Origin of the sequence: Rhodococcoides fascians A25f (assembly GCF_000760935.2) — a bacterium.
GTDB lineage: Bacteria > Actinomycetota > Actinomycetes > Mycobacteriales > Mycobacteriaceae > Rhodococcoides.
This window is the reverse complement of the sequence record NZ_CP049744.1, coordinates 1,905,610-1,932,077: the sequence shown is the minus strand read 5'-3', so window position 1 is coordinate 1,932,077 and position 26,468 is coordinate 1,905,610. Positions and strand designations below refer to the sequence as shown.

The following is a 26,468-nucleotide window of genomic DNA, read 5'->3' as shown; positions in this document are numbered from 1 at the left end:
GCCAGTATGACGGCCAACGCCGCGACGGGGATGCAGGCGGTGAAGGCGAGAGAGTAGGACGCCTGAGCGATGACGGCACCGGCGACGAGCGGGCCGAGCATGGTGCCGACATCGAACGTGACCTGGTACACCGCAATGGGACTGCCGCCTCGCCCCGCCAGCACGTCGCCGACGGTCGCAGCGCTCGCCACCATGGCGCACGTGCCGCCCACTCCCCACAGCACCATCGTCAGCACCAGGATCGGCAGAGTCGGAACGAGGGCGAGAACGACGATCCCGAGCAGAATCAGACCGGATCCGAAGGCCAGCATGGGCCGTCGACCCCAGCTGTCGACGAGTTTGCCCGCAGGTTTCACGACGACGATCTGCACGACGGCGCCGACGACGAGAACCAACCCCGAGACGAAGGGGCTGCCGCCGATCACCGTCGCGACGAACAGCGGGATGAGGGTGAACCGCACCCCGTTGCCGACCCAGCCGTTGGCGAAGTTCGACGCGATCGACGCACGGAATCCACGGTGGCCGAGCGCACTTCGCAGCGTCATCGGCTCCGGTCGTGTTGTCGTATCGTGCGCGACACCGTTTGCGGCGTCCTTCTTGTCACTGGATCGGAACGCGAACCAGACGACGGCGACCCCGACGATCAGCGTCAGTGCGTGGGTGAGGAACGGTGCCCGAAGCGAGACGAGAGCGACCGCACCGCCGATCACCGGGCCCAGTACCCCGCCGATGAGGAAGCCGGACTGGAAGACGGACGCAGTTCTGCCTCCGGTTTCCGGGCTGCTGTAGCGGAAGAGTAGCTGCTGCCCGGCCACGGTGAACATCGCTGTTCCGACGCCGCCGACGGCCCGGAGCAACAACAGTGACAGAAACGTCGGAGCGAATGCTGCTGCCAGCGAGGATGTTGCGGCCAGCAGCAGTCCCGCGGTGAGGATCGTGCGTTCGTCGAACCTCATCAGCAGACGGGATGCACCGAACGACGCCAACACTCGGGTGAACGCGTAGATGCTCACCACCGACGAGGCCGCCAGATCGGACACCCCGAAGTCTCTGGCGAAGACCGGAATGACCGGAGCCACAACGCCGTAGCCGAGACCGATGCACACGTTGACGAAGGCCAACGCGTACACCGGGCCCGGTACCACCGAGTCTCTGCGTAGCAACCGCATCAGAAGGACATGAGATTCTCACGAAACATGTCGTGCTCGTATTCGGTACGGACGAGGCCGCGTCGTTGCAGCGCGGGGACGAGGCCTTCGGTGATCTCGCCGACGTAGCGTCGGCCGATGCTCCCGGTGATCAGGAATCCGTCACCACCGACGAAGTCCATCGTCTCGCCCATCTGCTCGGCAACAGAGTCAGGGGTGCCGACGTAGTGCACGTTCTTCATGGACCAGCCCAGTGCCGCTTTGCGCGGCGTATTGCCGTAGGACAGGAAGTCGCCGAGCGTCGTCCGGTGTCCGTTGGTGGAGAGTTCGGGGAACTCCTCGTCCAGTTCGTACGTCGACAGATCGATTTCGGTCAGCGCCGAAATATGGCCCAGCGCCGACTCGATGCGTGAATCGACGTCGGCGGTCATGCGCTCCACCTTGGCGCGCGCGTCGGATTCGGTATCCGCCAGCACGGGCTGGGTGATGAACATGATCTTGCAGCTGTCCGGATCGCGGCCCTCCTTCTCCATCCGCATTCGGATGTCGTCGCGGAACGCCTTCATCGCGGCCGGGTCCTTGGCCGCGCTGAGAATGGTTTCCGCGTTGCGCGCCGCGAATTCGCGACCCCGCGGCGATCCACCGGCCTGACAGATCACCGGTTCGCCCTGCGGTGACCGCGGCAGATTCAGCGGTCCGCGCGATGCGTGGTACTTGCCGCGAAAGTTCGTGACATGGACCTTCGTGTGATCGACGTACGTGCCGGTGTCCCTATCGAGGACCATCGCGTCCTCCTCCCACGAAGCCCACAACTGCTTGACGAGATCGACGAACTCGTCGGCGCGCTCGTACCGTTGGTCGTGTTCGGCCAGCTTGTCCATGCCGTAGTTCTGCGCGGCGCGGTCCTCGCTGGAGGTCACAACGTTCCAGCCGACGCGCCCGCCGCTGAGGTGATCGAGGGTGGAGAACCGTCGAGCGAGCAACCACGGCGGGTAGAAGGACGTCGAGCACGTTGCGATGATGCCGATGTGCTTCGTCGACGCAGTCAGCATCGGAACCAGCGTCACCGGATCGTGTTTGGGCGCATACAGTCCGTACTTCAGGTCCACCCTCGACGTCTGCTCGAAGGCGTCGGAGACCATCGACGAATCCTCGAGCATGATGTAGTCGAAGCAGGCTCGCTCGAGTGACCGGGCGAAGTCGACGTGCAATTCGCCGTTGGCCCACGTCCTGCCTTCGTCGCCGGCCCAGGTGGTGTTCCACGGCGGGTTGGAGAAGTTGGTGAACCACCCCAGATGAAATTTGGTCATGCCGTGCTCCTTGCTCTCGATGTGGGTAGATCACTTCTGTGCAGCCGAGACAGCTCGGCAGGTTCCTTCGGATGGATTCCGCGCAGGCCCGACGCCACGCTCGCCAGTAGCGCTGCGAATGCCATGGCGGCCACGGCGATGACGAATCCCGATGTCAACGAATCGGATCCGCCGTCCGGCAACATGTCGCTGTCGCCGGAGTACACCAATTCACGCAGCGTCGGCGGAAGTGCAGACACTGCGAGCACCAGGGCGAGCGCTGTGCTGAGGGTGACTGCAGTGTTGTCGAGGGACACCCGAAGTCCGTTGGCCATTCCCGAACGGTTCGGTGCCACGCCCACGTTGATCGCCGACGCATTTGCCGTCTTGAAGATCCCGCCACTGAGACCGAGAGCGAACAGCAGGGCAACGATGGGAACGTCCCGGGCCGGCCCCGCGATGTGCAGGGCGAGTACCGACAGCACCGTTGCGGTGCCGAGCGTGGACACCGTCGTCAACGTCCGCGTCGATACCCGCGTGGCCAGCGTGCCCGCGATCGGCGACATCACGGTGGTGCCGACGGCAAGTGCGGTGATCTGCAATCCGGCGTCGATGGGACTCGAGCCCACGACACTCTGCAGGTAGAGCGACATGGTCACGGCCACCGCGCCTTCCGCCATCGTCACCAGGAACGATGCGGTGTAGGCACTGCCGCGGAATCTGTCCGCCAGCAGTTTCGGATCCACGATCGGATCTGCGGCTCGCTTCTCCCACCACCAGAACAGCGGCACAGCGACCACGACGCACGCCAGCGGTACCACCGACTGCCACGCTCCGAAACCGCCACTGCCACCGCGATTCACCCCGTAGACCAGGCCACCGAGGATGACCATCGAGCCCAGCGCACCGCCGTAGTCCAAGGGTGCCCCGGCCGTCGGACGTGGTGTGCGGCGCAGGGTGATCCATGCCCAGACCGTCCCGACAACGCCCAGCGGAACCACGATTCCGAACACCCCACGCCACCCGACGGTTTCGGTCAGAACGCCACCGAGCAACGGTCCGACAGAGATGGCGAGCGACATGATCGTGATGTTCCAGCCGATACCGATCGAGAGCTTCTGCGGCTCGAACGCTTCGACGAGAAGCGCAGTGGTGTTGGTGATCACTGCCGCCGCGCCGATGCCCTGCACGACGCGTAAGCCGATCACGATGTCGGGGTCCGTCGCCGACGCGATCACCGCGGCACTGACTGTCAGACAGGCCAAGCCTGCGAGATACACCGGTCGGCGTCCGACAAGATCGGCGAGTTTGCCGAGCACCAGAATGAACACTGCCGTGGTGAGCAGGTACGCGAGTATGAACCAATCGGTTTGCGCTGCAGAGGCTCCGAGTCCCGCACTCATGTCCGGTAGAGCGACGGGGAGCATCGACACCGATACGAACGTGATGCTCATCCCGAGTCCGGTGACCGACAGCACGCGCCAGGGATACGAGTCGGGTCGCACCTGCGTCGACGGGCCGACCCCTGCAGCGACGATCAGAAGTCCATCAGGTTGTCGCGGAACAGTTCGTGCGCATATCCGTCACGAATCAGTCCACGCTTACGCAGCTCGGGCGCCAGACCATCGGCGATCTCACTGATGTACCGCCGGTTCACGCTTCCTGCGATGAGGAAACCGTCACCGCCGACCTCGGCCGCGATATCACCCATCTGCTCCGCCACCGCGTCGGCTGTGCCGATCAGTTGCACGGACTTCCTGATGTCCGAGCTCGCCGCCTCGCGCAGTGTCATCCCGGTGGTGTTGGCACCGATCAGGGCCATCGTTCCCCGGCCCGCATTGGTCTCGACGGTGGGAATCGGCGCGTCCAGATCGAATTTCGAGAAGTCGATACCGCTCGCATAGGACATCGAGGCCAGATTGACGTCGATGTTGTTGCGGAAGCCGTCGAGGATCCGCTCGTTCTTGTCCTGCGCTTCTTGCTGAGTCTCACCGAGTACCGGGCTGACGATGAACATGATCTTGCACGAATCTGGGTCCCGCCCCTCCACGATCATGCGGGCACGGACGTCGTCGCGGTACGTCTTCATGGCCTCGACGCTCTCGACCTGAGCCAGAATGGTTTCGGCGTGTTTGGCGGCGAAGCCGCGGCCTGCAGGAGAACCGCCGGCCTGGCAGATCACCGGTCGGCCCTGCGGCGTCGGAGTGGTGTTCAGCGGTCCGCGGGACGAGTGGTACTTGCCCTTGAAATCGATGTTGTGGACCTTGGCGAAATCCGCGAAAACGCCCGCTTCTCGGTCTAGGCGCACTGCGTCCGGCTCCCACGAGGACCACAGTTGCTTGACGAGGTCGATCCACTCGTCGGCCATCTCGTACCGATGATCGTGCTCGAACATTTCCTCGTAGCCGAAGTTCTGTGCCGTGCGCACGTTGTGCGAGGTCACCAGATTGACCCCGGCGCGCCCGTTACTGAGGTGGTCGAGCGTGGCTGCCGTGCGGGCCGCCATGTACGGCGGATGGAACGACGTCGTCATCGTGGCGATGAGGCCGAGACGCTCGGTGTGCTGACTCAGAATGGGAAGCAACGAGTTCGGGTCCTGCTTGGGCACCGACCGCGCATTGGCCAGCCACCACTCGGACGAACCACCGAACGAGTCCGGGACGAACGAACCGTCCTCGAACATGATGTAGTCGAATCCGGCACGTTCGAGCGATCGAGTCATGTCGATGTACAGCTCGGGGTGGTTCCATTCGGTGCCGCCCTCCCCCGACCACATCTGGTTCCACGACTGCACCTGCCAGCTCAAGAACCAACCAAGGTGGAACATGTCTTCTCCTCTTGTGTCGAGACCTACGGTCGGTCGATCAGAATGCGCGAAGGTTCTCGCGGAAGTGACTGTGCTCGTACGACGTTCGAGTCAGTCCACGTCGCTTGAGCGCGGGCACCAACCCGTCGGTGATCTCGGCGACGTAGCGCCGGTTCATCGGAGCTCCCGCAATGAGGAAGCCGTCGCCGCCCACCTCCTGCATGACGCCGTCCATCATGTCGGCGACGTCGTCGGGAGTACCGACGAAATCCAGGGTGTCGATGGCGCTGTGGCCGGTGATGCGCTCGCGTAGGGTCTGCGTTCCGTCGCCTTTGAACTCGGCGAAACTGCTTCGGTGCCCGTTGCTTTCGAGATCTGCCGGCAGCGGCTCGTCGAGGTCGAACTGGCTCAGATCGATACCGGACAGGTGCGAACGCCCGGCGAGGAGCGCGTCGATATTGCTCGACGCTGCATCTGCCCGACGCTTCTGCTTGGCCTTGGCCTCGGCCGTCGTCTCACCGAGGATCGGGGAGATCAGGTACATCACCTTGACGTCGTCGGGGTTGCGGCCGGCCTCGACGGCACCCTGGCGGATGTCCTCGCGGTAGCGTCGCATCTTCTCGGTGCCATGGGGATTGGAGATGATGGCGTCGGCATGCTTGGCGGCGAACTCCTTGCCTTTGTCCGAGCCACCTGCCTGCAGAAACACCGGCCGACGCTGCGGGCTGGGGATGGTGTTCAGCGGTCCCCTCGACTTGAAGAACTTGCCCTCGAAATCGATTCGGTTGACCTTCTCGTGGTCGGCGTAGATGCCGCCCGCCGAGGTGTCCGCATGCACCGCTCCGTCTTCCCAGGAGTCCCACAGTTTGCAGGCGAGCTCGACGAACTCGTCGGCGATGTCGTAGCGGAGATCGTGTTCGGGCATATCGAATCCGTAGTTCTGCGCGGCGCGAGTGTTGCTGCCGGTGACGATGTTCCAGCCGATTCGTCCCTCGGCGATATGGTCGAGCGTCGACATCAGACGCGCCACGGTGTACGGGTGGTAGAAGGTGGTGGTCAGGGTCGGAACGATGCCGAGATGCTTCGTCGTGTACGACAGGATTCCGGCGAGGACGGCAGGATCGTGTTTCGGTGCCGCGGATGCCGTTGCCAGGTAGTACTCCATCGAACCCTTGTAGGTGTCCGAGACCTGCACCGAGTCCTCCATGATGAGGAAGTCGAAACACGCCTGCTCAAGCGAGTGCGCCAGGTCCACGTACTGATCGGGCATCATCCAGTCGGTCGCACCGGTACCCGACCACGGCTGGTTCCAGGACTGAACGCCGAAGCCGGCTCCGAGGAACCATCCGAGGTGAAATTTGTTGGCAGTCATAGTTTTCTCCAGATACGAAACGAGTGAGAGGGTCAGAATTCGAGCAGGTTGTCGCGCAGATGATCGCTGCTGTACTCGGTCCGCATCAGACCTCGGCTCTGTAGAGCGGGCACGAGTCCGTCTGCGATCTCACCGATGTACCGCCGGTTGTGCGGCTGGCTCCAGATCAAGAAGCCATCCCCGCCGACCTCTGCCATGGCGTCGCCCATCTGCGCGGCAACAGCATCCGGTGTACCGACCAGCTCCATCGATTCGGTTCGGTAGGCCACGCAGGCCTCGCGGAGCGTTCGACCGTCGGCCCAGTTGCGGAAGTTCTCCAACGTGGACTGATGTCCGTTGGTGTGCACGTCCTCGGGCATCGGCTTGTCGAGATCGAACGTGGAGAAGTCGATCTCCATGCTCGCCGACCAGCCGATGAGCACACCCGCAGGATTGGCTCGAACCGCCGCCGCCTTGCGATCCTTACGCGCAAGCGCATCCTCGTGGGTCTCACCGAGGATGGGCGAGACCACGTACATCACCTTCGCCGAATCGGGATCGCGGCCGTGTAGTGCCATCCGGCGCCTGATGTCGGACCGGTACTCCTTCATCGCTGCAACACCTTTGGGCAGCGCCATGATCATGTCCGCATGCTTGGCCGCGAAGTCGCGGCCGGCAGGCGAGCCGCCCGCCTGCGTGATGACCGGTCGCCCCTGCGGTGACGGCAGAGTGTTGAGCGGCCCGCGTGAGGAGTAGTACTTACCCTGGAAGTCGATGGTGTGGACCTTGGTGTGGTCGACATAGGTGGACGTTGCGCGGTCCATCACCACAGCATCGGCATCCCACGAGTCCCAGAGCTTCTCGACCAGTTCCACGTACTCGTCAGCGCGCACGTAGCGCTCGTCGTGCGGGGGTAGCGCGTCCATACCGAAGTTCTGGGCTGCACGATCCTCGCTCGAGGTCACTACGTTCCACCCGATACGACCCGAGGACAGGTGATCGAGCGACGAGATCGAGCGTGCGAGAAGATAGGGCGGATAGAAGGACGTCGATGCGGTCAAGGCGATACCGAGATGACTGGTGGCCCGGGTGAGCAAGGGAGCCAATGCCATCGGATCACCTTTCGGTGCCCACCCGCCGGTCTTCAGGGTCGCTTCCGAACTGCCGCCGTAGGTATCGGAGACCATCGACGAATCCTCGAGGAGCAGGAAGTCGAAGCACGCGCGCTCGAGGGTCTTGGCGAAGTCGACGTAGAAATCTCCGTTCAACCAGTCTCCACTGTCGGAACCCTCGAACGCGGTGTTCCAGGACGTCGGTACGAAGCTGCCGAACCAACCGAGATGAAATCTGTTGTCTGTCATGGTCACATTCGTTCCTCGCTGGTCGTTCTTCCTCGGTGTAGATCAACTACACCGCGCGGATGTTTCGCCCGGCCACGTTCTCGGTAGCCGTCGGATTTCGCCGCGAATCACGGGCGTTTCCGCACGCAGTTCGGTCGGGAAGCCCGATATGACCACCGACCGAACTGCCTGCGGGAGTGCGCTCTACGAACCGAGCGTCAGATTGGAGTAGTCGATCCGGAAATCGGTGCGCTGTACGAACCCGCCGATGCCGGCGTCGAGGGCCACCGAGGGCCGTACCCTGGCGATGAAGATGTAGGGTGCCTGCTCGGTCATGCGGAGCTCTGCCTGATTCCAGAACACTCCGGCCTCGGGGCTCAGTGCATCACCGGCATCGAGCCCTTGGTCCACCATCGCGAGGAACTCGGGGTCGTTCCACAGCGCGATATTGGAGCCGCCACCCGGCTGGGTGAGCAACTGCAGCGAGTACGGCGGAGTCATCGTCACCGATGCACCGATGCTGAGGCTGGCCTGCACCTTTCCGGCCAAGGTGTCGGCATTGAGCTGCGCTGCAGGCACTTCCGCGATCGTGACGTCGATGCCCGCTTCGGCCGCGAACGACTGGATCTGAATCGCCGTGTCCTGCGCCGCCGGAAGCTGATTGTTGACGCTGAGGGTGAACGCAAGACCATCGGTCAAGCCGGCCTCCGCCAGCAGCGACTTGGCTCGCTCGGGGTCGCTGTCGTACTGGGGAAGATCGCTCCCGTCCCAGTTCGGTGCCTTGTCGTCGAGTACGTGGTTGTACTTGTATGCCCTGCCGAAGAAGACGTCGGACATGATCTGGTCGTACGGGATCGCGTATGCCATCGCCTGGCGAACGCGCACGTCGTCGAACGGCGCAGTGGTGGTGTTCATCGAGAACAGCAGGTACTGATTCGAAGTCGTCGTCGGGACGGTCACCGCGTCGTTGCTCTCCAGCGTGGCCTGGTCCGACGAGCGCAACGCCAGCGCGACATCTGCGTCGCCGCGGGTGACCATGTTCGCTCTCGTCGCGGGGTCGGCCACGACGCGTCGGATCATGCGCTTCACCTCGGGCTCACCGAGAACGAAGTTGGGGTTCGCCGTCATGACGATCTCCTGGCCGGGAGTGACGGACTCCAACATGTATGCGCCGTAACCGAAGTTGCCGCGCATCATGTCCTCGGCACCCCACGCGACGGCGTACGGGTCCTCGGGAGTGGCGTTCTCGATGAGGTAGTTGCTGTCGTAGATCGACCCGATGTTCTCGGCCAGGTTGGCCAACAGCGTCAGTCCGTAGCCGGCCTTCTCCACCGTGAAACTGACGGTGTAGTCGTCGACCTTCGTGATCTGGGTTGCCGGGTCGGTCAACATCGGCTTGTAATAGCCGGCCATACCGCCACCCGGGGTGGCGAACTTGCGCTCGAAGGACCACAGCACGTCGTCGGCGTCGAGCTCGTTGCCGTGCGCACTCATCACGCCCTGCTTCAGGGAGAAGGTGTAGACGAGCTGGTCGGGGCTGACCTCGTAGCTCTCCGCCAGGTACGGCTCGAAATTGTAGAAGTCCTGCACCAGTGCATCCGAGCCGTCCTCCTCGACGTACGGCTTGCGAATCAGCTGGGCGTGCATATTGTTGGTGACGTCCTGATTGTCGGTGCCTGCGGTGTAGCCGTAGTCGCGCACCACATTCGACGCCTGATCCGGTGTCACCACGACGATTTCGCCGGGGGTCGACGCCGAGGACTCGGTTCCGCCGTCCGAACAGGCACTCAACGCGAGGGCACCGACGAGCAACGGGACCGTCCACCTGAGTCCGATGGAAAGACGATGAGAGGTTTTCACGAGGATTTGTTCTCCTTCTTCGGTGCACGAGTGCAGGTGTCATCGCCGGTCGAGCCGGTGGCTTCGATCGCGGGAGATATTGGACAAGGGAGGTTTTCGCGGACCGCACTGTCCGTTGCGGCAGACGGCCGCTGTCAATGGGAGCGGCGGGTGCCTTTGGTCAACCTACGACCGACGATCGCCACCGAGGCGACGGTCAGACACAGCGCGAACGCGGGAGCGCCTGCCGACCACAGCTTTCCCATGGCGGCATCGCCTGCACCGCGGGTGATCATCGATCCCCACTCGGGGGTGGGCGGCGGCAGACCGACACCGAGGAAGCCGAGCGCTGCGGTGAGGATGATCGTCATGCCGAACACGACCGAGGCGTTCTGCAGCGCGGGGACCGACGAGTTGGGCAACACGTGTCGAAACACCAGTTGCGTCTCGGACAATCCAGCTTGGCGGGCCGCGTCGAGATACGCGTCGCCGCGCACCCGTAGTACTTCGGTGCGGACGAGCCTCGCCTGAATCGGCGCGAGAATGATCGAGAGCGTGAAAATCATGGTGATCGAGGACGTTCCGAAGAACGACACGACAACCAAGGCGACGATCACTGTGGGAACGGCTTCGAGCAGATCGAGGAAGCGCGCCGCGCCGCGGGCCAGAAAGCCGCCGAGTCCGCGGCCTGCCTCGTTCATTCCGATGGTGAGACCGATCAGAATTCCCGCCACGGTTGCGGCAACCGTGACCGCGAGGGCGATCGTCACGTCGATGCGGGCACCGGCGATGGTGCGCGAGAACACGTCGAGTCCGTTGGAGTCGGTGCCGAGAAGGAACTCGGAATCCGGTGACAGAGAGGGTGCGCCGACGACCTTGGTCGGATCGAACGGGACGATCCACGGCCCGATCAGGGTTATCAGCAGAATCAGGGCCAGCGGAACGAAGAGCACTATTGTGCCGACCGAGACCGATCTCCGTGTCGGCGGCCTCGCACTGCGAGTATCGGACTCGACTTTCTTCGGTACCAGAGCAACCATCAGGAACCACCTCCTGCTCGGCCCGGCTTGCGCCGCGGGTCGAGCAACATGTTGACGAGATCGACACACAGGAACACGATCAGCGAGATTGCAGCGACGACGAGCAGGAACCCCTGCAGCGCAATCAAATCCGTCGCCGCGACTGCCTCGACGGCGTATCGGCCCATGCCGCCGAGGCCGAACAGGGTCTCGAGGATGACCGCACCGCCGAGTAGAGAACCGAAGACCATGCCGAACAACGCGACGGTCGGCGGCAATGCTCGCCGGTACGCACTTGCATAGATGTACTTGCGGGCCGAGCCGGTGGCGATCTTGAACATCGTCGGTTGCGCGGTGAGACTCGAATCGAGAGCTGTCAGAAGCTGTTTGAGCAGAATCGGGGTGACCGAGAGCACCAGCACAGCGATCGGGAGCAGCAGGTGCGAGACCATCGAGGACACCACAACGGTGTCTCCCCGCAGAATCGCGTCGAGCAGCGGGAACGAGGTGAGCGGCTCGGGTTCGGTCAGTCCGGCCCGCACTCGGCCGGTAGGGGCGGGAACCACCTGCAGCGTGGCGTAGAACAGGAAGATTCCGACCACTCCGACGACGAATTCCGGAACGGCTCCGGCTGCCTGGGCGTAACCGCGAACAGCCCGCGCAGCAATGGATCTGGGCCGGGAGACGACTACTGCCGACAGCAGCAAGGTGATCGCCAGGAGAAACAAGAACGCAATTCCTGCGAGTTCGAGCATGCCCGGTAGCCGGTCTGCGATATCGGTTGTCACCGGCCTGCCGGTCATGATCGCGTTGCCGAGGTCGAAGTGCAGCAGGTCGCTCAGATACGACATCAACTGAGACCACAGGCTGCCGTCGAGACCGAGTTCGGCCTTCGTCGCCAGATAGTCGGCTTCGGTGGCTTCGGGACCGACCACTTCGCGGGCCGGGTCACCCGGGATAGCGCGTACCAGGAAGAACGCGGCGACCGCGAAGACCAGCAGATGCAGCGGTAGGACGGCCACTCGGCCGAGCCACCACCGTTGACGTCCGAGAAATGTCTTCATCGCGCAGCCGCCACGGCGAGTTGCTCGACTGCCTCGTCACCGCGGTACGCGTCGAGCAGCTCCGCCGTGTAAGGGTCCTGCGGTCGCTCGACGACATCGTCGGTGCTGCCGTGCTCGACGACGACTCCGTTCCGCATGACGACCAGGTCGCGCGCGATGAAGGCTGTTGCGGGGAGCCCGTGCGAGACGAAGACCAGTCCGCACTCCGATTCGATGCAGTACCGACGAAGCATGTTCAGGATCGCGCCCTGAACCGAGACGTCCAACGCGGACACCACCTCGTCGCACAGCAATATCCGGGGCCGAACGACCAAGGCCCGGGCTATCGAGAAACGCTGCCGTTGACCTCCTGAGACCTCCGAGGGATACCGGTCCGCCATCGAGGGGTGAATTTCGAGGGACTCCAATGTCTCGTCCACTCGTGCGTCTGCGGCCTTGGTGTCCATCCCGAGAAGCCGGAGGGCAGGTAGTCGTACCGCATCACGCAGTGTTCGGCGTGGATCGAAGGACGATGTCGTGTCCTGCGCGACATACTGCACCTTCGACCGGAATTCACGCCTGCCTGCCTTCGAGGACAGCACACCGTTCAGTTCGGCTCCGTTGTATCGCACGGAACCCGTCGTCGGCGAGAGCAGCCCGCACATCATCCGAACCAACGTCGACTTGCCGGATCCCGACTCACCGACGATTCCGATTGCCGAACTCGACGTGATCGTCATGTCGATGTCGTCGACAGCCGGTGTGCTGGATCCCGTGCGATCGAAACTCTTGCCCAGGTGTTCGACGTCGATCTCGGCGTACGCAGTGCGCGAATTGCCACTCATCAAGATCCTCCAAGCCGGTTGTCTCCAGCAGATCTGCTGCTTGTTCGCACAGCTTTCTCGACACGCATTACTGAAAGCGACCTCCGGCGTAACTGAAGTATTACGCCGCCTGAATCCGCTGGTCAGAGCCACCGTAACTTTATTAACGCCGTAGTGACGTAGGTCTCGGTAACCCTGCACGCCGGCATCGAGCGGCGTTATCGGAACCGACAAACCGCTCGAGCAGCGGTTGTTCGCGGCGTAATAACTCATTTACGCCTGCGCCACGTTGAGTAATCCCGTTGCAGCAGGCTTCGTTCATGAGCAACCGATGAGTTGCCCACCGTCACGAGAGGATTGGCATGAACGAGCACGCTTCCGCCGACAGCGTCGAGCCGACGCAGTTGTCCACCGATCGACTCCACTCGGGCGTTGCCCGATGATGCACCTCGGGTGGTTCTTCACCACCGGATTCGGAGTCTACGGCTGGAACCAACCGTGGTCGGGCAACGTGGCGTCGGACATCGGTCGCCCCGATCTGTTCGTCGATGCGGCAAAGAGCCTGGAGCGCGCCGGGTTCGACTACATCATGCTCGAGGATTCCTCGGTGTTGTCCGACGTGTACCGCGGAACCTTCGAGAGCTCGGTTCGACGCGGGACCACCGTGCGTTTCGACCCGATGCCACTCGTCCCACTGATGGCCGACGCCACCGAACGAATCGGCATCATCGCCACCGTCGCAACGACGTTCTACCCACCGTTTCTCGCCGCACGATTGATGTCGACCCTCGATCATGTGACCAAGGGCCGCGTCGGGATCAACCTCGTCACCGCGAGCGCCGACGGAGCCGCGCAGAACTACGGATTGCCCAAACAGATCGAGCACGATCTCAGATACGAGATGGCCGACGAATGGGTCGACGTCGTCTCGCAGTTGTGGGATTCGTGGGACGAGGATGCTCTTGTCCTCGACCCGGAGTCCGGAGTGTTCGCCGATCACCAGAAGATCCATCGGATCGACTTCGAGGGTGAGTACTACTCGTCGAGAGGCCCGCTGAACGTTCCGCGCAGTCCCCAGGGGCGCCCGGTGATCTGCCAGGCAGGGGGCTCTGCCGCCGGCCGCGCATTCGGTGCAAAACACGCGGACACCATCATCGCCAACGTCCGCGGACTCGACGCGATGAAGGAGTACCGAGAGGACATCAGCCGACGGTTGGTCGAGTACGGTCGTAAGCCGGACGACGTGAAAGTGCTGTTCCTGGTGAGTCCCATCATGGCCGACACCGACGACGAGGCCGCCGTGAAGCGCGACCGGATGCGCGAAGTCCAGAAGAACAACATCGACGGCATACTCTCCGCGATGTCCTACTTCAGCAGCACCGACTTCTCGCAATTCGACATCGACGCACCGGTACCGGATCTGACCCAGTACAACGGGCACCAGAGCACGTTGGCGGACATGGCGAAAACCGGCAAGACTTTGCGCGAGATCGTCGCCAACTACCCGACGACCGAATCCATGGAACTCGTCGGAACGGCCGAAACCGTGGCCGAAAAGATGGTGGAGGCAATGGAGTTCGTCGGCGGCGACGGATTCCTCATCGCATCCCCCGTTACTCGCAAGGTCATCTCCGAGATCAGTGACGGTCTCGCTCCCGCACTGCGTCGACGCGGAGCAATTCGCGACGGATACTCCCGAACCACGTTCCGCGAGAACCTCGCCGCCTTCTGACGTGGTGGCGTTGTGATCGCCAGGGTGCCATATCACCGCAGTACAGACCGCTGAAACATCCGCTGGGAGCGGCGCAATGGTTCCGCAACGATGGAGTCTCCGGACCGTCACGCACAACGTGTTGGCTGGTGCCGTCGCCTCGAAGAAAAGGTTCACGAATGAAAATCACTGTAGTAGCGGGCAATCCGAAACCCGAGTCGCGCACCCTCGATGCGGCGCGTGTTCTCGCCACCGCACTGACGGGTGAGCCCGGCAATACCGTCGACGTGATCACACTCGGCGCCGGGCTGCTCGGCTGGGGCGATGCTGCAGTGGCGGCCGCCGTCGAATCCGTCGCCTCGTCGGATCTCGTCGTCTTCGCCAGTCCGACCTTCAAGGCGACGTACACCGGGGTACTCAAGCTGTTCCTCGACCAGTTCGCCGGAGGCACCGGCCTGCAGAATGTCGTTGCCGTTCCACTCATGTTGGGTGCCGGGCCCGCTCATGCGATGGCACCGGACATGTTTCTCAAGCATGTTCTGGTCGAATTGGGCGCCATCACCCCCGCCCCAGGGCTTTACCTGATCGATTCCACCTACACCACCGATTCTCTTATCGCCGACTACGTCTCACGCTGGGGCGACACCATCGTCGCCGCAGCCCGAACCCGAACGGATGCATCATGACCCTGACCACCACAAGCCTCGACCAGTCCGTGCTACGAAACGCGTTCGGGCAGTTTCCCAGTGGTGTTGTCGCCGTCTGCGCAGAAATCGACGGGGTACAGGTCGGTATGGCAGCGAGCAGCTTCGTCGCGGTCTCCATCGATCCGCCTCTCGTCGCCTTCTGCGTACAGGACACCTCGACGACGTGGCCCAAGTTCACAGCAGCACCGCGCATCGGTATCAGCGTCCTCGGTGAGCTCCACGACGTCGCCGCACGAACCCTCGCGCAGAAGACCGGAAACCGCTTCGAGGGATTGACCACGACGACGACCGACGACGGTGCAGTCTTCATCGACGGCGCGAGCATGTGGCTCGACGCCACGGTGACCGAGCAGATCACTGCCGGTGACCACGACATCGTGCTGATGCGCATCAATGAACTCGAGATCAAGGACGGTATTGCACCGATAGTGTTTCACGGCAGCAAGTTCCGACGTCTCGCTGTGGATCTGTGATGAGTGCCGTCGAGCATGCCCTCGATGCACTTCGAGCCGGAAAGCCGGTGTTCGTCACCGACTCGGCCGATCGCGAGAACGAGGGCGACGTCATCCTCGCGGCCGACCGGGTCACTCCTGCGTGGACGGCGTGGACCGTCCGCAACACCTCGGGCCTGCTGTGCGCTCCGATGAGTGACGCCCGCGCGGACGCCCTGGAGTTACCGCCGATGGTGTCGAACAATCAGGACCCGAAGAAGACCGCCTACACCGTCACTGTCGATGCGGCCGTGGGCATCACCACCGGAATCAGCGCTGCGGATCGAGCCAGAACCCTGCAGGTCCTGGCCGATCCCGGTTCCGTCGCCACCGACATCATCCGTCCCGGCCACGTCCTACCGCTCCGGGCACGCCCCGGTGGCGTCCTCGAACGTCCGGGTCACACCGAAGCAGCCGTCGACCTGTGCGCGCTCGCCGGGCTTCCTGCGGTAGGTGTGATTGCCGAACTCGTCGCCGACGACGGTTCGATGATGCAGTTCCACGAGATCGAACGCCTCGGCTCTCGCATGCATCTGCCGGTACTGACCATCGAGGAACTCATCGCTTATCGCCGGCTCGTCGATCCCGCGCCGGTGGCGGTCCCCGCTCGTGTGGAACGAATCGTGGAGACCGTTCTCACCACACCGCACGGCGAGTTCCGGATGTTCGGCTACCTCGACCTCGAAACCGGCGCCGAGCACGTGGCGCTCGTCTCGGGAGATGTCCGCAACGACGCCATGGTTCGCGTTCACTCGGAATGTCTGACCGGCGAATCGTTCCTGTCGCAGCGATGCGAATGCGGCCCACAACTCACCACCGCTCTCGAGCGGATCGCCACCGAAGGAGGCGTACTCGTCTACCTCCGCGGTCACGAAGGTCGCGGAATCGGGTTGCTGAAGAAGCTTGCCGCATACCGACTTCAGGACGAGGGATTCGACACCGTGCAGGCCAACCTCGAACTCGACGAGCCTGCCGATGGACGCGAATACGGCGGCGCGGCAGCCATTCTCCACGACCTCGGGCTGACGACCGTTCGATTGCTGACGAACAACCCGGACAAGATTCGCGGCCTCGAAGCGCACGGTGTCGATGTCAGTACCCGCTTACCGATCATCGTGGGTGCGGCGCAGGCGAACATTCACTACCTCGAAACCAAGCGCGCTCACATGGGCCACCTGCTCCCCCGCAGTGTTGCCCAGGGTTGGTAGCCCACCCACTCGAACCGAGAACTACACCCGGCGCGCCGGAACGGTGATTCCGCGCGCGTCGAGGATGGGACGCACTCCCTCGGCGAAGTGATACGCCTCCTCGAGATGCGGGTAGCCCGAGAGGATGAACTCGTCGAATCCGGCGTCGTGGTACTCCCCGATGAGATTCGCGACCTCCTCGTGTGAGCCCACCAGAGCCGTACCCGCACCGCCGCGAACCAGGCCGACACCGGCCCACAGGTTTGGGTAGATCTCGAGCGAGTCCTTGCTGCCACCGTGCAGGGCCGCCATCCGCCGCTGGCCCTCGGACTGCGACGACGAGTGCAGCGCGTGTGCCTGGGACACCTGCTCCTCGGGGAGCTCGTCGAGGAGCTTCTGCGCGACGGCCCACGCCTCTTCGGACGTGTCGCGGCTGATGGTGTGCAGCCGGATGCCGTAGGTCAGCTTGCGGCCCTGGGCATCCGCCAGCGCCTGTACCTTCTCGATCTTGGCGCGAGCGTCGGCGGGCGGCTCACCCCACGTCAGATACGTCTGGACGTGCTTGGCGGCGACGGCCAGAGCGGGATCGGACGAACCACCGAACCAGAACTCGGGCAACGGGTCCGGCGCTTCCGACACCCGAGCGTCGGCGACCCTGAAGAACTCGCCCTCGTGATCGACCGACGACTCGGTCCAGATTCGATGCACGAGTCCGAGGAACTCGTCGGTACGGGCGTAGCGCCGATCGTGATCGATCCAATCCCCGAACCGACGCTGTTCGACGTCGTCGCCACCGGTGACGATGTTGAACAGCACACGCCCTTCCGAGAACCGCTGCAACGTCGCGGCCTGCTGCGCCGCCAACGTGGGCGGTGTGAGGCCGGGGCGGAAGGCGACGAGGAACTTCAGCCGTCGGGTGCTCTGCAGCAACGCGGCCGTGGTCAGCCATGCGTCCTCGCACCACGTTCCCGTCGGGGTCAGCACACCCTCGAAGTCGAGTCGGTCCGCGGCCTGGGCGACCTCGGTGAGGTAGCGCAGCGACGGGCGACGAAACCCGACCGGTTCGCGGAGGTTGCCGGATGCGTGGGACGCGCCGACGATGGAGCGGCCGTCGCCTGCGGTGGGGAGAAACCAGAAGATGCGTGCGGTCACGAGTGAACTCCTACGACGTGGTGGGTGATCAGTTGGTCGAGGCGGTCGCGTCGGCGATGGCGTCGTTGTACCGCGTGTCGACGAAGTCTGCGAACGTGTTGCCGCCGGGGATACTTCCGCTCTTGACGAACGCATCGAAGAGCGCCTGCTCGGACTCGATCACAGTGTCGTCCAATGCAATTGCGGGTCGCTGGCTTCGTCCTTGCGCCAATTCACCCGCAGCCGGGTCGATTCCGACGGCCGCGGAGTACGCCGCCGCCCACTCGGCCGGATTGGCCTCCGCCCATGCGGACGCCTTGGCCAGACGAACCACGAAGTCCTGGAGGGCAGTGTTCTTCGCGGGATCGTCCAATGCCTGCTGCGAGGCGATACCGAAGCCGTAACCGTTGGCGACGCCCTCGGCGGTCGTCAGCGTCTTCGAGCCGTTCTGCACCTGCGCTATCGCGGTGAACGGATCCCAGATCGCCCAGGCATCGACCTCACCGGAGGTGAATGCCGTCAGCGCATCGGCGGGCTGGAGAAAGACCAGCTGAACGTCGTCGGTGGTCAAGCCCGCCTTCTGCAGCTGGAGCAGCACATGGCCGTGCGCCGAACTTCCCTTGCCCACTGCGATCTTCTTACCTCGCAGGTCTGCGAACGACGCGAGAGTCGAATCTGCCGGCACGAGAATCTGATCCCCACTCGCATCGTTGCTGTAGGCGGAGACGACCTTGATGCGCGCGTTGGCTGCCACACCGAACACCGGCGGCGTGTTGCCCGTAACCGCGAAGTCGATCTGGCCGGCCGTTGCGGCCTCCACCTGAGGCGGGCCGGAGGTGAAGGTGGAGAACGCGACATCGTAGGGAGCCGAGTCCAGCTCCCCCGATGCGCGAAGCAGCGCCTCGGTGCCACCCTTCTGGTCGCCGACGTCGAGGGTGACCGTGGCGAGCTGGTCGTTGGAGACGAGTGCCGGGGCTTCGGTGGTCGCGGTGTCGCTGCCACGGGAGACGCAGCCGGTGAGTCCGACGACCGTCAGGGACAGGGCGGCCAGCACGCTGAGGGCGCGCAGAGATCGGTGTCGAGCGGGTGATGACATGCGTGAAAGATCCTTCGTATCAGTAAAATCAGTGGACGCCGAGAGCGCCGAGCAAGTGAGTGCGAATGCGAGAGAATCCGGCTGTTCCCCGGTCGCGGGGACGAGGCAGGTCGACGGGGACGGTCTCGGAAACGGCACCCCCGTCGAGCACCACCACCCTGTCCCCCAGGGCGATTGCCTCGTCGACGTCGTGGGTGACCAGCAGAATGCCGAAGCCGTGCCGTCCCCACAGATCGAGCAAGAGCGACTGCATGGTGAGCCGCGTGAGTGCGTCCAGCGCGCCGAACGGTTCGTCGAGGAGCAGCAGTTCGGGCTCCCCCACCAACGCCCGCGCCAGTGCTGCGCGCTGAGCTTGACCACCCGACAGTGTGAGTGGCCATGCGTCCCTCTTCTCGGCGAGACCTACCTCGTCGAGGGTGGCATCCGCGGCGATCAGTGCCTCGTTGCCCGTCACGCCCGCGGTGTTCAGACCGTAGGACACATTCTGCCGGACCGACCGCCACGGAAACAGACGTGGTTCCTGGAACGCCACCGCGGGATGTCCGGCGACATGCCGCTCACCCGTGTGGTCCGTGGACAGTCCGGCCAGGACGCGCAGAATGGTCGACTTGCCGGAGCCGGATCGTCCGACCAGCGACACGATTTCGCCTCGCTCGATGGACAGGTCGACGCCCTTCAGCACGTGACTGGAGCCGTAGAACTTGTCGATGCCGTGCAAGGTGGCGACGGACGTGGTTGTCGTGGTCATGATCGGGCATCCAATCGGTAACGGAGGGCGTGCTTTTCGAGGATTCGAACGATGCCGTCGGTGGCGATTCCCATGAGCGCGTAGACGACGAGTCCGAAGATGATGGTGTCCACCCGCAGGAAGTCCCGCGCATTGTTGATGATGTAGCCCAGTCCGGATTCGGCGTTGATCTGCTCGGCCACGATCAACGACAACCAGGCGATAGCCAACGACTGTCGAAGTCCCACCAACAACTGTGGGGCGATGCTGGGCAGGATGATCGTGGTGAACCGCTGACGCCACGAGAACCCGAGTACGACGGCCGTGTCGAGGAAGTCGCGATCGATCTGACGGATGGCCGAGAACGTGTTGAGGTACAGCGGAAACGCGACTCCGAGAGCGACCAGCAGGATCTTCGGAGTCTCGCCGATCCCGAACCACAGGATGAACAGCGGGATCAGGCCGAGGTGCGGTAACGCGCGCAGCATCTGCAACGGCGGGTCGACGGTTGCCTCGGCGAGCTTCGACAGCCCGACCAGCGCTCCGAGCGCAACCCCGATCAGCCCGCCGAGCAGGAGTCCCTGAACAACACGCGTTCCGGAAATAGCCAGCGCGTCGGCCAATTCACCGTTGCGCAGCAATTCCAGACCCGCGTCGAAGATCAGTGACGGTGCGGGCAGCACTCGTTCGGAGAGGACTCCGGCAGCACTGGCGATCTGCCACAGGACGAGGAGGACAACCGGTGACAGGGCGCGCAGCACCGTCCATCGGTACCGCTGCCACGCAGAGTCTTTCGGCGAGACGGGTGTGGCGCCGATGTCGGAGGCATCGCCGACGCGCGTGTCCACGGGTCCCGCGGGAGCGGCGTACGACGTCATGACCATGGGTACAGGCCTTCCGGTTGAGTGTGAGCAGGTTCGACTACTCACCTTCGATCACACCGGGGTCTACGACCAGGGTTCGAATCAGCGTGAATGCAAGTCGGGCAGAATCGGCCTTATGACTGTCGAGCCCATCCACACCGAGCGTCTGACCCTTCGTCTGTACGAACCCGACGACGCAGACCGGATTCTCGCGTACTACAGCGACCCGGAAGTCTGCCGCTACCTTCTGCACGAAGCGTGGACACACGCCGATGCCGTTGCGGCAGTGGGCAAACGGATGAAGCGATCAGGACTGCACACCCAGGCACTCGCGATGGTCGTCGAACACGAGGGAACGGTGGTGGGCAACGTCGAGGCATGGTTGGTCGACGGATCCCCGGCCCTCGTCGAGCTCGGGTGGACGTTCTCCCCCGACGTCGCGGGCCGCGGATACGCCACCGAGGCAGTGAACGCGCTGGTCGAGCACGTGTTCTCGCTACCCCAGATTCACCGGATCAGCGCACAGCTGGATGGCCGCAACGACGCGTCGGCCCGGTTGGCGGCGCGGGTCGGGATGCGTCAGGAAGCGCACTTCCGCCAGAACTGGTGGTGCAAGGGTGAATGGACCGACACCCTCGTCTACGCGATGTTGCGCGAAGATCGCTGAGTCGGTGGTGCGGAGGCATCGTGAGTAGAACCCGTGAGTGACGTTTCGACGCCGGGCCGTCGTTCGTCGTTTCGCCGGTTTCTGACGGCCGCAGTGATCAGCTCGGCCGGCTCGTCGGTGACAGCGGTTGCGATGCCCATCTTGGTCGTGCAGCTTCTGGACGCGACACCCTTCGAGGTCGGTGTGGTGAACGCTGCACAGTTCATCCCCTACGCGGTACTCGGGTTGGTCGCCGGGGTGTACGTCGATCGGTGGCGTCGCAAGCCGATTCTGGTGTGGGCCAGCGTCGGCCGCGCAGTGACGCTCGGCGCTGTACCGCTCCTGTGGCTCGCAGGCCTACTTCACATCTGGGTACTGATCATCGTGTTGCTCTTGTACGGATCCTTCTCGGTGTTCGGATTCGCTGCGATGCAGTCGTTGCTGCCTCGGTTGGTGCCACGCAGTCAACTGGTGCAGGCGAACGCTCGACTCGACCAAGCCGACGCGGCAGCAACAACATTGGGACCGACAGTCGGAGGCGGACTCGTAGGCCTGATCGGCGCTCCCCTGGTGATTGCCGTCGATGCCATCAGCTATCTCATCGATGCAGCACTCAATTCCAGTCTCGATGTGGACGAGCCTCGACCTACTGCTCCCGCCCGCAACCTGACCCGCGAAGTACGTGACGGTCTGAAGTTCACGTATCGCCACCGCACGCTCAACCCGCTCGCTGTCTCGACACACGTGTGGTTCCTCGCCAACGGAGCCGCATTGACCGTGCTGTCGCTCTTCCCGCTTCGCTCACTCGGGTTCAGCGCCGACACCTACGGATTGCTGCTGACGACGTTCGGTGCGGCCAGCCTCTTCGGAGCATCCATTGCCCACACGCTTGGCAAGCGAATCGGCTCGGGTCCAGCAGTCATCCTCGCCCGCACGTTGTATCCCCTCGCCTGGATTCTCGTAGCCCTCGCAACCGATACAACGGTCGGCCATGTTCTGGTTTTCGCAGCCCTCGGCCTGCAAGGCCTCGCGGCGGGAGCGGAGAACGCGAACGAGATGGGGTACTGGCAAGCGCTGACCCCGGATGAGCCGCTCGGGCGTGTGAATGCCGCCAGTCGCTCCGTCAACCGCACCATGGCGGCCGTCGGTGCCGTGATCGCAGGCCTGTTGGTCAGCATGATCGGTGAACGACCCACCCTGATCGGCGTCATCGTCGTATTCGCCATCGCCGCAGCCATAGTGGCATTCTCGCCACTGCGGCACCCTGAAGCCGAGTTCTGACACCACCATCCCAGGGCTGTGTCTGCGATGTGGTGCGTTCACCTCCAGACCATCTGTGGTTCGGTTCCGCGACATCGGCCGGTGACCGGAGTGCGACAGTCTCCGGGGAACTTCACTCGCACTCATAGGAGTTTCACGAATGGCCTCGCTTCGTAGAGCTGCCCGACTGGGCACACTCGCACTGGTCTCTGTCGTCTCCGCGTCCATGGGCGGCGTTGCCACGGCCGCTCCGGCCCGGACCGCGTCGCCGCTGTGTCAGGTCGCAGACCTCATCCCGACCGGATCGTCCGCAGGCCTCGGCTACCAATGTGCCGAAGCCGGTGAGCTTCTCGACCTCCCGATCGGCGAAGTGCATGCGACGCAACCGTCGCTCGGGTACGACGAGGTGTACTACAAGCTCGGTCGGTACACCCTCGGCAAAGACGAGATCAACAAGAAATTCGACGACTGGTGCGAGGCCAACGGCCAGGAAGAGGCCGCCTCCGCGTTGCCCGATGCCCGACTGGACAATCCGTCGTCGTTCACCTGCACCGTCCCCGTCGGCCAGGAAACGCCCGACACCATCGCGCCCATGAAGACGGTCGTCATCGGGCCGGGCGGTGTGCCGTACCTGACCGACGGGCACCACACGCTCACCTCGTTCTACGAAACGGCCGACGGCGGACCGAATCTGCACCTTCGCCTGCGGGTGGTCGCGAACCTCAGTGACCTGAGCCCTGCTGATTTCTGGGCGCGAATGAAGGCCGAGAAGTGGGTATGGAACTACGACGTCGACGGCAACGAGGTTCCCGTGGAGCAGCTTCCATCAGGAGTCGGCCTCGCCAAGTTCCAGAACGACAAGTACCGCAGCCTGATGTACTTCGCCCGCGACATCGGCTTCACCCCCGGCACCATCCCCTTCCAGGAATTCTATTGGGGTGCATGGGTTCGCGACTCCGGCTCTGTCGATATCAGCGGCTGGGACAGCAACAACCTGGCGAGCTACCTGAACACCGTCGAGTCTGTCTCCCGCGCTCAGGTGGCGGCCCCGAAAGACACTGTGATCGACAGTGGCCGAACCGCAGCGGAACTCGGCGCTCTGGACGCATGGAACGACGGGAAGGCAGCCACCAAGGGCGAATTCGGGAAGCTCTCGGCCCCGTACTCGGACGCCAAGCCCGGCAAACTGGCCTACGCCTTGCAGTACAAGTTAGGACTGCCCCGCTAGTTCCACGTCGCGTCAGTCCCACGTCGCGGTAGATCCAAGTCATGTCGCCGGGCCGGCGTCACAGACCGGCCCGGCGGCGAGACCGCAACCGCAAGGCCACGAAGACGACGACAGCAATCGCGACCGTCATGACGACGATCTTCTGCAGGATTTCGGCATACGCGTCGACCAGGTGCCAGTTCTCGCCCAGCTGATAGCCCGCGGTGACGAAAATGGTGTTCCAGATCAGACTGCCGATTGTGGTGAGTACGAGGAACTTCGTCATTCCCATCCGCTCGATTCCGGCCGGCAGGGAGATGAAGCTGCGAAACAGCGGGACCATGCGGCCCAGCAACACTGCCTTCGATCCGTGCTTGGCGAACCACGCTTCCGTTCGGTCGAAGTCGCTGGCCTTGATCAGTGGGATCCGCGCCACCAGTGCTCGCGTGCGCTCACGTCCGATGAGTGCGCCCACCGCGTAGACGATGATCGCGCCCAGGACCGAGCCGAGCGTCGTCCAGAAGAGCGCGGCACCGAAGGAGAACACTCCCTGACTGGCCGAGAACCCGGCAAGTGGGAGAACGAGTTCGCTCGGGATCGGCGGGAACAGGTTGTCGGCGCCGACGACAACGGCGGCACCGGGGCCGCCGAGCGCGTCCATGACACCGACCGCCCATCCGGCCAGCCCGTCGAGTTGCTCGGTTTCGGCAGCTGCAGCAATCAGTAAGTTGGACATTGCAATTCCCCTGTTCGTCGGTGTCGTGTGTCAGGAAGGACGCTGAAAACGCTATGAACTTCCTGACTGCGGGACATCGAGGAATACCGTCGAACATGACTGGGGTTGCCTCCGTGAAACCTTGCGGTTTTCCGCAATATCAGCGGCCCCACGCTCGGTTACGCTGCTCGAGTGCTGGCAAACCATGGCGTGTCCCCACCCGACCTGGCGGATCGAATGTCGATCAGCTCGGTTCTGCGGCGTTGGCTCACGGCACTGACCGGAGTTCTGCTCGGTAGCGTCACGGCGGTCCCGGCCCTCCTGTTCACCGTGGCAGCAGTACTCGCCCTCGCGCTGGCGCGCGTCCTCGGTCGGTGGGGACTGCCGTTGAGGGCTGCAGTCGATCGGGGCGCACTTGGTTTGAGCGAGTGGGAGATTCGGCGGATCACGCGCTTTCACGGCACACTCCACACAGACGTGCTGACACCTCGCCGCTGTCGCTGGTATCTCGGTGTGCGCTGGACGATCGGACTGCTCGGAACCGGCGTGGTCCTCTTCCTGATTCTGTGTGTCTTCGTGGCCGGCTCGATGGTCTCGGCGTGGATCCTGAACGGCAGCTGGGGGCTGGTCGAGAACTCCGACCGGGTCGACGGTGGACTCGTAGCGCTGGTGTCGCTGCCCGGAACTCTCCTGATCTTCGTCGCGGTTGTCGGGGTGGCCGGGGTGGGCTCGCTGGACCGCTGGTTCGCCGTCCATGTACTCGGCCGGCAGTCGGATCGGTTGCTGCACCAGCGGGTGGCCGAGCTGACGAGCAGCCGCGATCACGTGGTCGATGCCATCGACGACGAACGCCGCCGCATCGAGCGCGACCTGCACGACGGTGTGCAGCAGCAGTTGGTGGCGGTGGGGATGCTGATCGGCCGGGCTCGTCGCGCCGAAGAACCCGAGAAATTGCACGAGCTCCTCACCCAAGCCCACGTCGCATCCCAGGAAGCGATCAGCGAGCTGCGCGAGGTCGCCAACCGGGTGTACCCGATCGCGCTGGATCAGGCCGGTCTGCACACAGCGGTCGAGACGATGGCCGAACGGGCAAGTGTCCCTGTCCGATTCACGTACGAACTGACGGAGACGTTACGTCCGGCGGTGGAGACGGTTCTCTACTTCGTCATCTCGGAGGCGGTGACCAACGCAGCCAAGCACGCCTCGCCTCGACTGGTGGAGGTTTCCGTGACCCATCAGAGGTTCGACCGCGTTCTCGCAACCATCGTCGACGACGGGCCGGCGGGGCCGACCCGTGCGGGTCCGGCCTGTCCGGACTGTCCCGTCGTGTCGCGGCAATGGACGGCATCCTGACCGTGCACAGCCCGGTCGGCGGCCCGACTGTCGTGACGGCGAGCGTCCCGTGCGGGTGATCGTCGCCGAGGACTCCACGTTGCTGCGTGAGGGTCTGGTGCGCCTGCTGGTCGACGAGGGCCACGACGTGATCGCGTCCGTGGGCGACGCCGATGCTCTCCTCGCCGCCGTGGAACAAGATCGTCCGGACATCGTGGTCACCGACGTCCGGATGCCTCCCGATCACAGCGAGGAGGGACTACGGGCAGCACTGACGATTCGCGATCGATGGCCGGACGTGGCGGTGCTCGTACTCTCCCAGTACGTCGAAAACCGCTACGCGGCAGAGCTGATCAGCGGATCCGGAGGCAAGGTCGGATATCTGCTGAAAGACCGCGTCGCGCAAGTCGACGAGTTTCTGGACGCTCTGAACAGGGTTGCCGACGGCGGGACCGCCTTCGACCCGGAAGTGGTGCGACAGCTGTTGTCACGCTCCACGCGATCGAATCCACTCGAACGACTTACTCCCCGAGAGCGCGGTGTTCTCGAGCTGATGGCGCAAGGTCTCACCAATGCGCGAATAGCGGCCGATCTGTACATCTCGGTGAGCTCGGTCGAAAAACACATCAACGCTGTGTTCGACAAACTCGGATTGGCGAACTCCACCGGTATGAGCCGACGCGTCATGGCTGTGGTGGCCTACCTGCGCAGTCACAGCGATCCGTAGGTGGCGGAT

General features: G+C 63.7%; 23 protein-coding genes and 1 pseudogene. 9 read left to right on the top strand and 15 right to left on the bottom strand.

What is annotated here, in order from left to right:
- Positions 1-38 precede the first annotated feature (38 nt).
- From BH93_RS27910 to BH93_RS09205, 10 genes and pseudogenes are all read right to left on the bottom strand, one after another.
- Positions 39-1,169, bottom strand: a pseudogene (locus BH93_RS27910) (MFS transporter); the annotation flags it as partial.
- Entirely contained in the window at positions 1,169-2,458 is a 1,290-nt protein-coding gene (locus tag BH93_RS09245; protein ID WP_037171260.1) for an NtaA/DmoA family FMN-dependent monooxygenase, read from the bottom strand. The gene BH93_RS09245 and the pseudogene BH93_RS27910, both read right to left, overlap by 1 nt.
- On the bottom strand, positions 2,455-3,891 hold the full coding sequence (locus BH93_RS09240; RefSeq protein ID WP_155290832.1) for an MFS transporter: 1,437 nt from the start codon (positions 3,889-3,891) through the stop codon (positions 2,455-2,457). Before BH93_RS09240 ends, BH93_RS09245 begins: the two co-directional genes overlap by 4 nt.
- Before the next feature lie 83 nt (positions 3,892-3,974).
- Entirely contained in the window at positions 3,975-5,264 is a 1,290-nt protein-coding gene (locus tag BH93_RS09235) for an NtaA/DmoA family FMN-dependent monooxygenase (protein WP_037171255.1), read from the bottom strand.
- Between the two features lie 37 nt (positions 5,265-5,301).
- On the bottom strand, positions 5,302-6,615 hold the full coding sequence (locus BH93_RS09230; protein ID WP_037171254.1) for an NtaA/DmoA family FMN-dependent monooxygenase: 1,314 nt from the start codon (positions 6,613-6,615) through the stop codon (positions 5,302-5,304).
- 32 nt (positions 6,616-6,647) lie between these two features.
- Positions 6,648-7,955: an NtaA/DmoA family FMN-dependent monooxygenase gene (locus tag BH93_RS09225; RefSeq protein ID WP_037148450.1), complete on the bottom strand. Its 1,308-nt coding sequence runs from the start codon at positions 7,953-7,955 to the stop codon at positions 6,648-6,650.
- Positions 7,956-8,138: 183 nt separating this feature from the next.
- Positions 8,139-9,794 carry an ABC transporter substrate-binding protein gene (locus tag BH93_RS09220; protein ID WP_037171253.1) on the bottom strand — a complete coding sequence of 552 codons (1,656 nt, stop codon included), beginning with the start codon at positions 9,792-9,794 and terminating at the stop codon, positions 8,139-8,141.
- Between the two features lie 134 nt (positions 9,795-9,928).
- On the bottom strand, positions 9,929-10,813 hold the full coding sequence (locus BH93_RS09215) for an ABC transporter permease (protein WP_052064794.1): 885 nt from the start codon (positions 10,811-10,813) through the stop codon (positions 9,929-9,931).
- Complete coding sequence (locus BH93_RS09210; RefSeq protein WP_037171252.1) at positions 10,813-11,856, bottom strand: ABC transporter permease; 1,044 nt, start codon at positions 11,854-11,856, stop codon at positions 10,813-10,815. The genes BH93_RS09215 and BH93_RS09210 overlap by 1 nt, the downstream gene beginning before the upstream one ends.
- Complete coding sequence (locus BH93_RS09205; protein WP_037171251.1) at positions 11,853-12,680, bottom strand: ABC transporter ATP-binding protein; 828 nt, start codon at positions 12,678-12,680, stop codon at positions 11,853-11,855. Before BH93_RS09205 ends, BH93_RS09210 begins: the two co-directional genes overlap by 4 nt.
- A 418-nt stretch (positions 12,681-13,098) precedes the next feature.
- Here BH93_RS09205 and BH93_RS09200 point away from each other — a divergent pair, with 418 nt between their 5' ends.
- The 4 genes from BH93_RS09200 (at position 13,099) to ribA (ending at position 16,776) form a co-directional block, all read left to right on the top strand.
- Entirely contained in the window at positions 13,099-14,391 is a 1,293-nt protein-coding gene (locus BH93_RS09200) for an NtaA/DmoA family FMN-dependent monooxygenase (RefSeq protein ID WP_037171250.1), read from the top strand.
- A 158-nt stretch (positions 14,392-14,549) separates the two neighbouring features.
- Complete coding sequence (locus tag BH93_RS09195) at positions 14,550-15,056, top strand: NAD(P)H-dependent oxidoreductase (protein ID WP_037171249.1); 507 nt, start codon at positions 14,550-14,552, stop codon at positions 15,054-15,056.
- Positions 15,053-15,550, top strand: a complete 498-nt coding sequence (locus tag BH93_RS09190) for a flavin reductase family protein (RefSeq protein WP_037148462.1) — start codon at positions 15,053-15,055, stop codon at positions 15,548-15,550. Before BH93_RS09195 ends, BH93_RS09190 begins: the two co-directional genes overlap by 4 nt.
- Positions 15,550-16,776 carry a GTP cyclohydrolase II gene (ribA, locus tag BH93_RS09185; RefSeq protein ID WP_037171248.1) on the top strand — a complete coding sequence of 409 codons (1,227 nt, stop codon included), beginning with the start codon at positions 15,550-15,552 and terminating at the stop codon, positions 16,774-16,776. The genes BH93_RS09190 and ribA overlap by 1 nt, the downstream gene beginning before the upstream one ends.
- 21 nt (positions 16,777-16,797) lie before the next feature.
- Here ribA and BH93_RS09180 read toward each other — a convergent pair whose 3' ends face one another.
- Genes BH93_RS09180 through BH93_RS09165 form a run of 4 tightly spaced genes read right to left on the bottom strand, consistent with a single transcriptional unit; the run spans position 16,798 to position 20,587 of the window.
- Positions 16,798-17,907, bottom strand: a complete 1,110-nt coding sequence (locus tag BH93_RS09180; protein ID WP_037171247.1) for an LLM class flavin-dependent oxidoreductase — start codon at positions 17,905-17,907, stop codon at positions 16,798-16,800.
- 28 nt (positions 17,908-17,935) lie between these two features.
- Positions 17,936-18,982 (bottom strand): ABC transporter substrate-binding protein, encoded by a 1,047-nt coding sequence (locus tag BH93_RS09175; RefSeq protein WP_052064793.1) that lies wholly within the window; start codon positions 18,980-18,982, stop codon positions 17,936-17,938.
- A 28-nt stretch (positions 18,983-19,010) separates the two neighbouring features.
- On the bottom strand, positions 19,011-19,730 hold the full coding sequence (locus tag BH93_RS09170; RefSeq protein ID WP_037171246.1) for an ABC transporter ATP-binding protein: 720 nt from the start codon (positions 19,728-19,730) through the stop codon (positions 19,011-19,013).
- Entirely contained in the window at positions 19,727-20,587 is an 861-nt protein-coding gene (locus tag BH93_RS09165; protein ID WP_080738898.1) for an ABC transporter permease, read from the bottom strand. Before BH93_RS09165 ends, BH93_RS09170 begins: the two co-directional genes overlap by 4 nt.
- A gap of 121 nt (positions 20,588-20,708) precedes the next feature.
- Between BH93_RS09165 and BH93_RS09160 the strand changes: the two genes are divergently transcribed.
- From BH93_RS09160 to BH93_RS09150, 3 genes are all read left to right on the top strand, one after another.
- Positions 20,709-21,239 carry a GNAT family N-acetyltransferase gene (locus BH93_RS09160; protein ID WP_037171390.1) on the top strand — a complete coding sequence of 177 codons (531 nt, stop codon included), beginning with the start codon at positions 20,709-20,711 and terminating at the stop codon, positions 21,237-21,239.
- Between the two features lie 33 nt (positions 21,240-21,272).
- Complete coding sequence (locus tag BH93_RS09155) at positions 21,273-22,499, top strand: MFS transporter (protein WP_037171245.1); 1,227 nt, start codon at positions 21,273-21,275, stop codon at positions 22,497-22,499.
- A 139-nt stretch (positions 22,500-22,638) separates the two neighbouring features.
- A complete protein-coding gene (locus BH93_RS09150; RefSeq protein ID WP_037171244.1) occupies positions 22,639-23,706 on the top strand; it encodes a ParB/Srx family N-terminal domain-containing protein in 1,068 nt (355 codons plus the stop codon).
- A gap of 58 nt (positions 23,707-23,764) precedes the next feature.
- Here BH93_RS09150 and BH93_RS09145 read toward each other — a convergent pair whose 3' ends face one another.
- Positions 23,765-24,421 carry a DedA family protein gene (locus BH93_RS09145; RefSeq protein ID WP_037171243.1) on the bottom strand — a complete coding sequence of 219 codons (657 nt, stop codon included), beginning with the start codon at positions 24,419-24,421 and terminating at the stop codon, positions 23,765-23,767.
- Positions 24,422-24,592: 171 nt separating this feature from the next.
- Between BH93_RS09145 and BH93_RS09140 the strand changes: the two genes are divergently transcribed.
- Positions 24,593-25,753, top strand: coding sequence for a sensor histidine kinase (locus BH93_RS09140; protein ID WP_242459166.1), 1,161 nt, complete (start codon positions 24,593-24,595; stop codon positions 25,751-25,753).
- A gap of 49 nt (positions 25,754-25,802) precedes the next feature.
- The gene (locus BH93_RS09135; RefSeq protein ID WP_037171242.1) at positions 25,803-26,459 is read left to right on the top strand and encodes a response regulator; all 657 of its coding nucleotides are present in this window, start codon (positions 25,803-25,805) and stop codon (positions 26,457-26,459) included.
- Positions 26,460-26,468 lie beyond the last annotated feature (9 nt).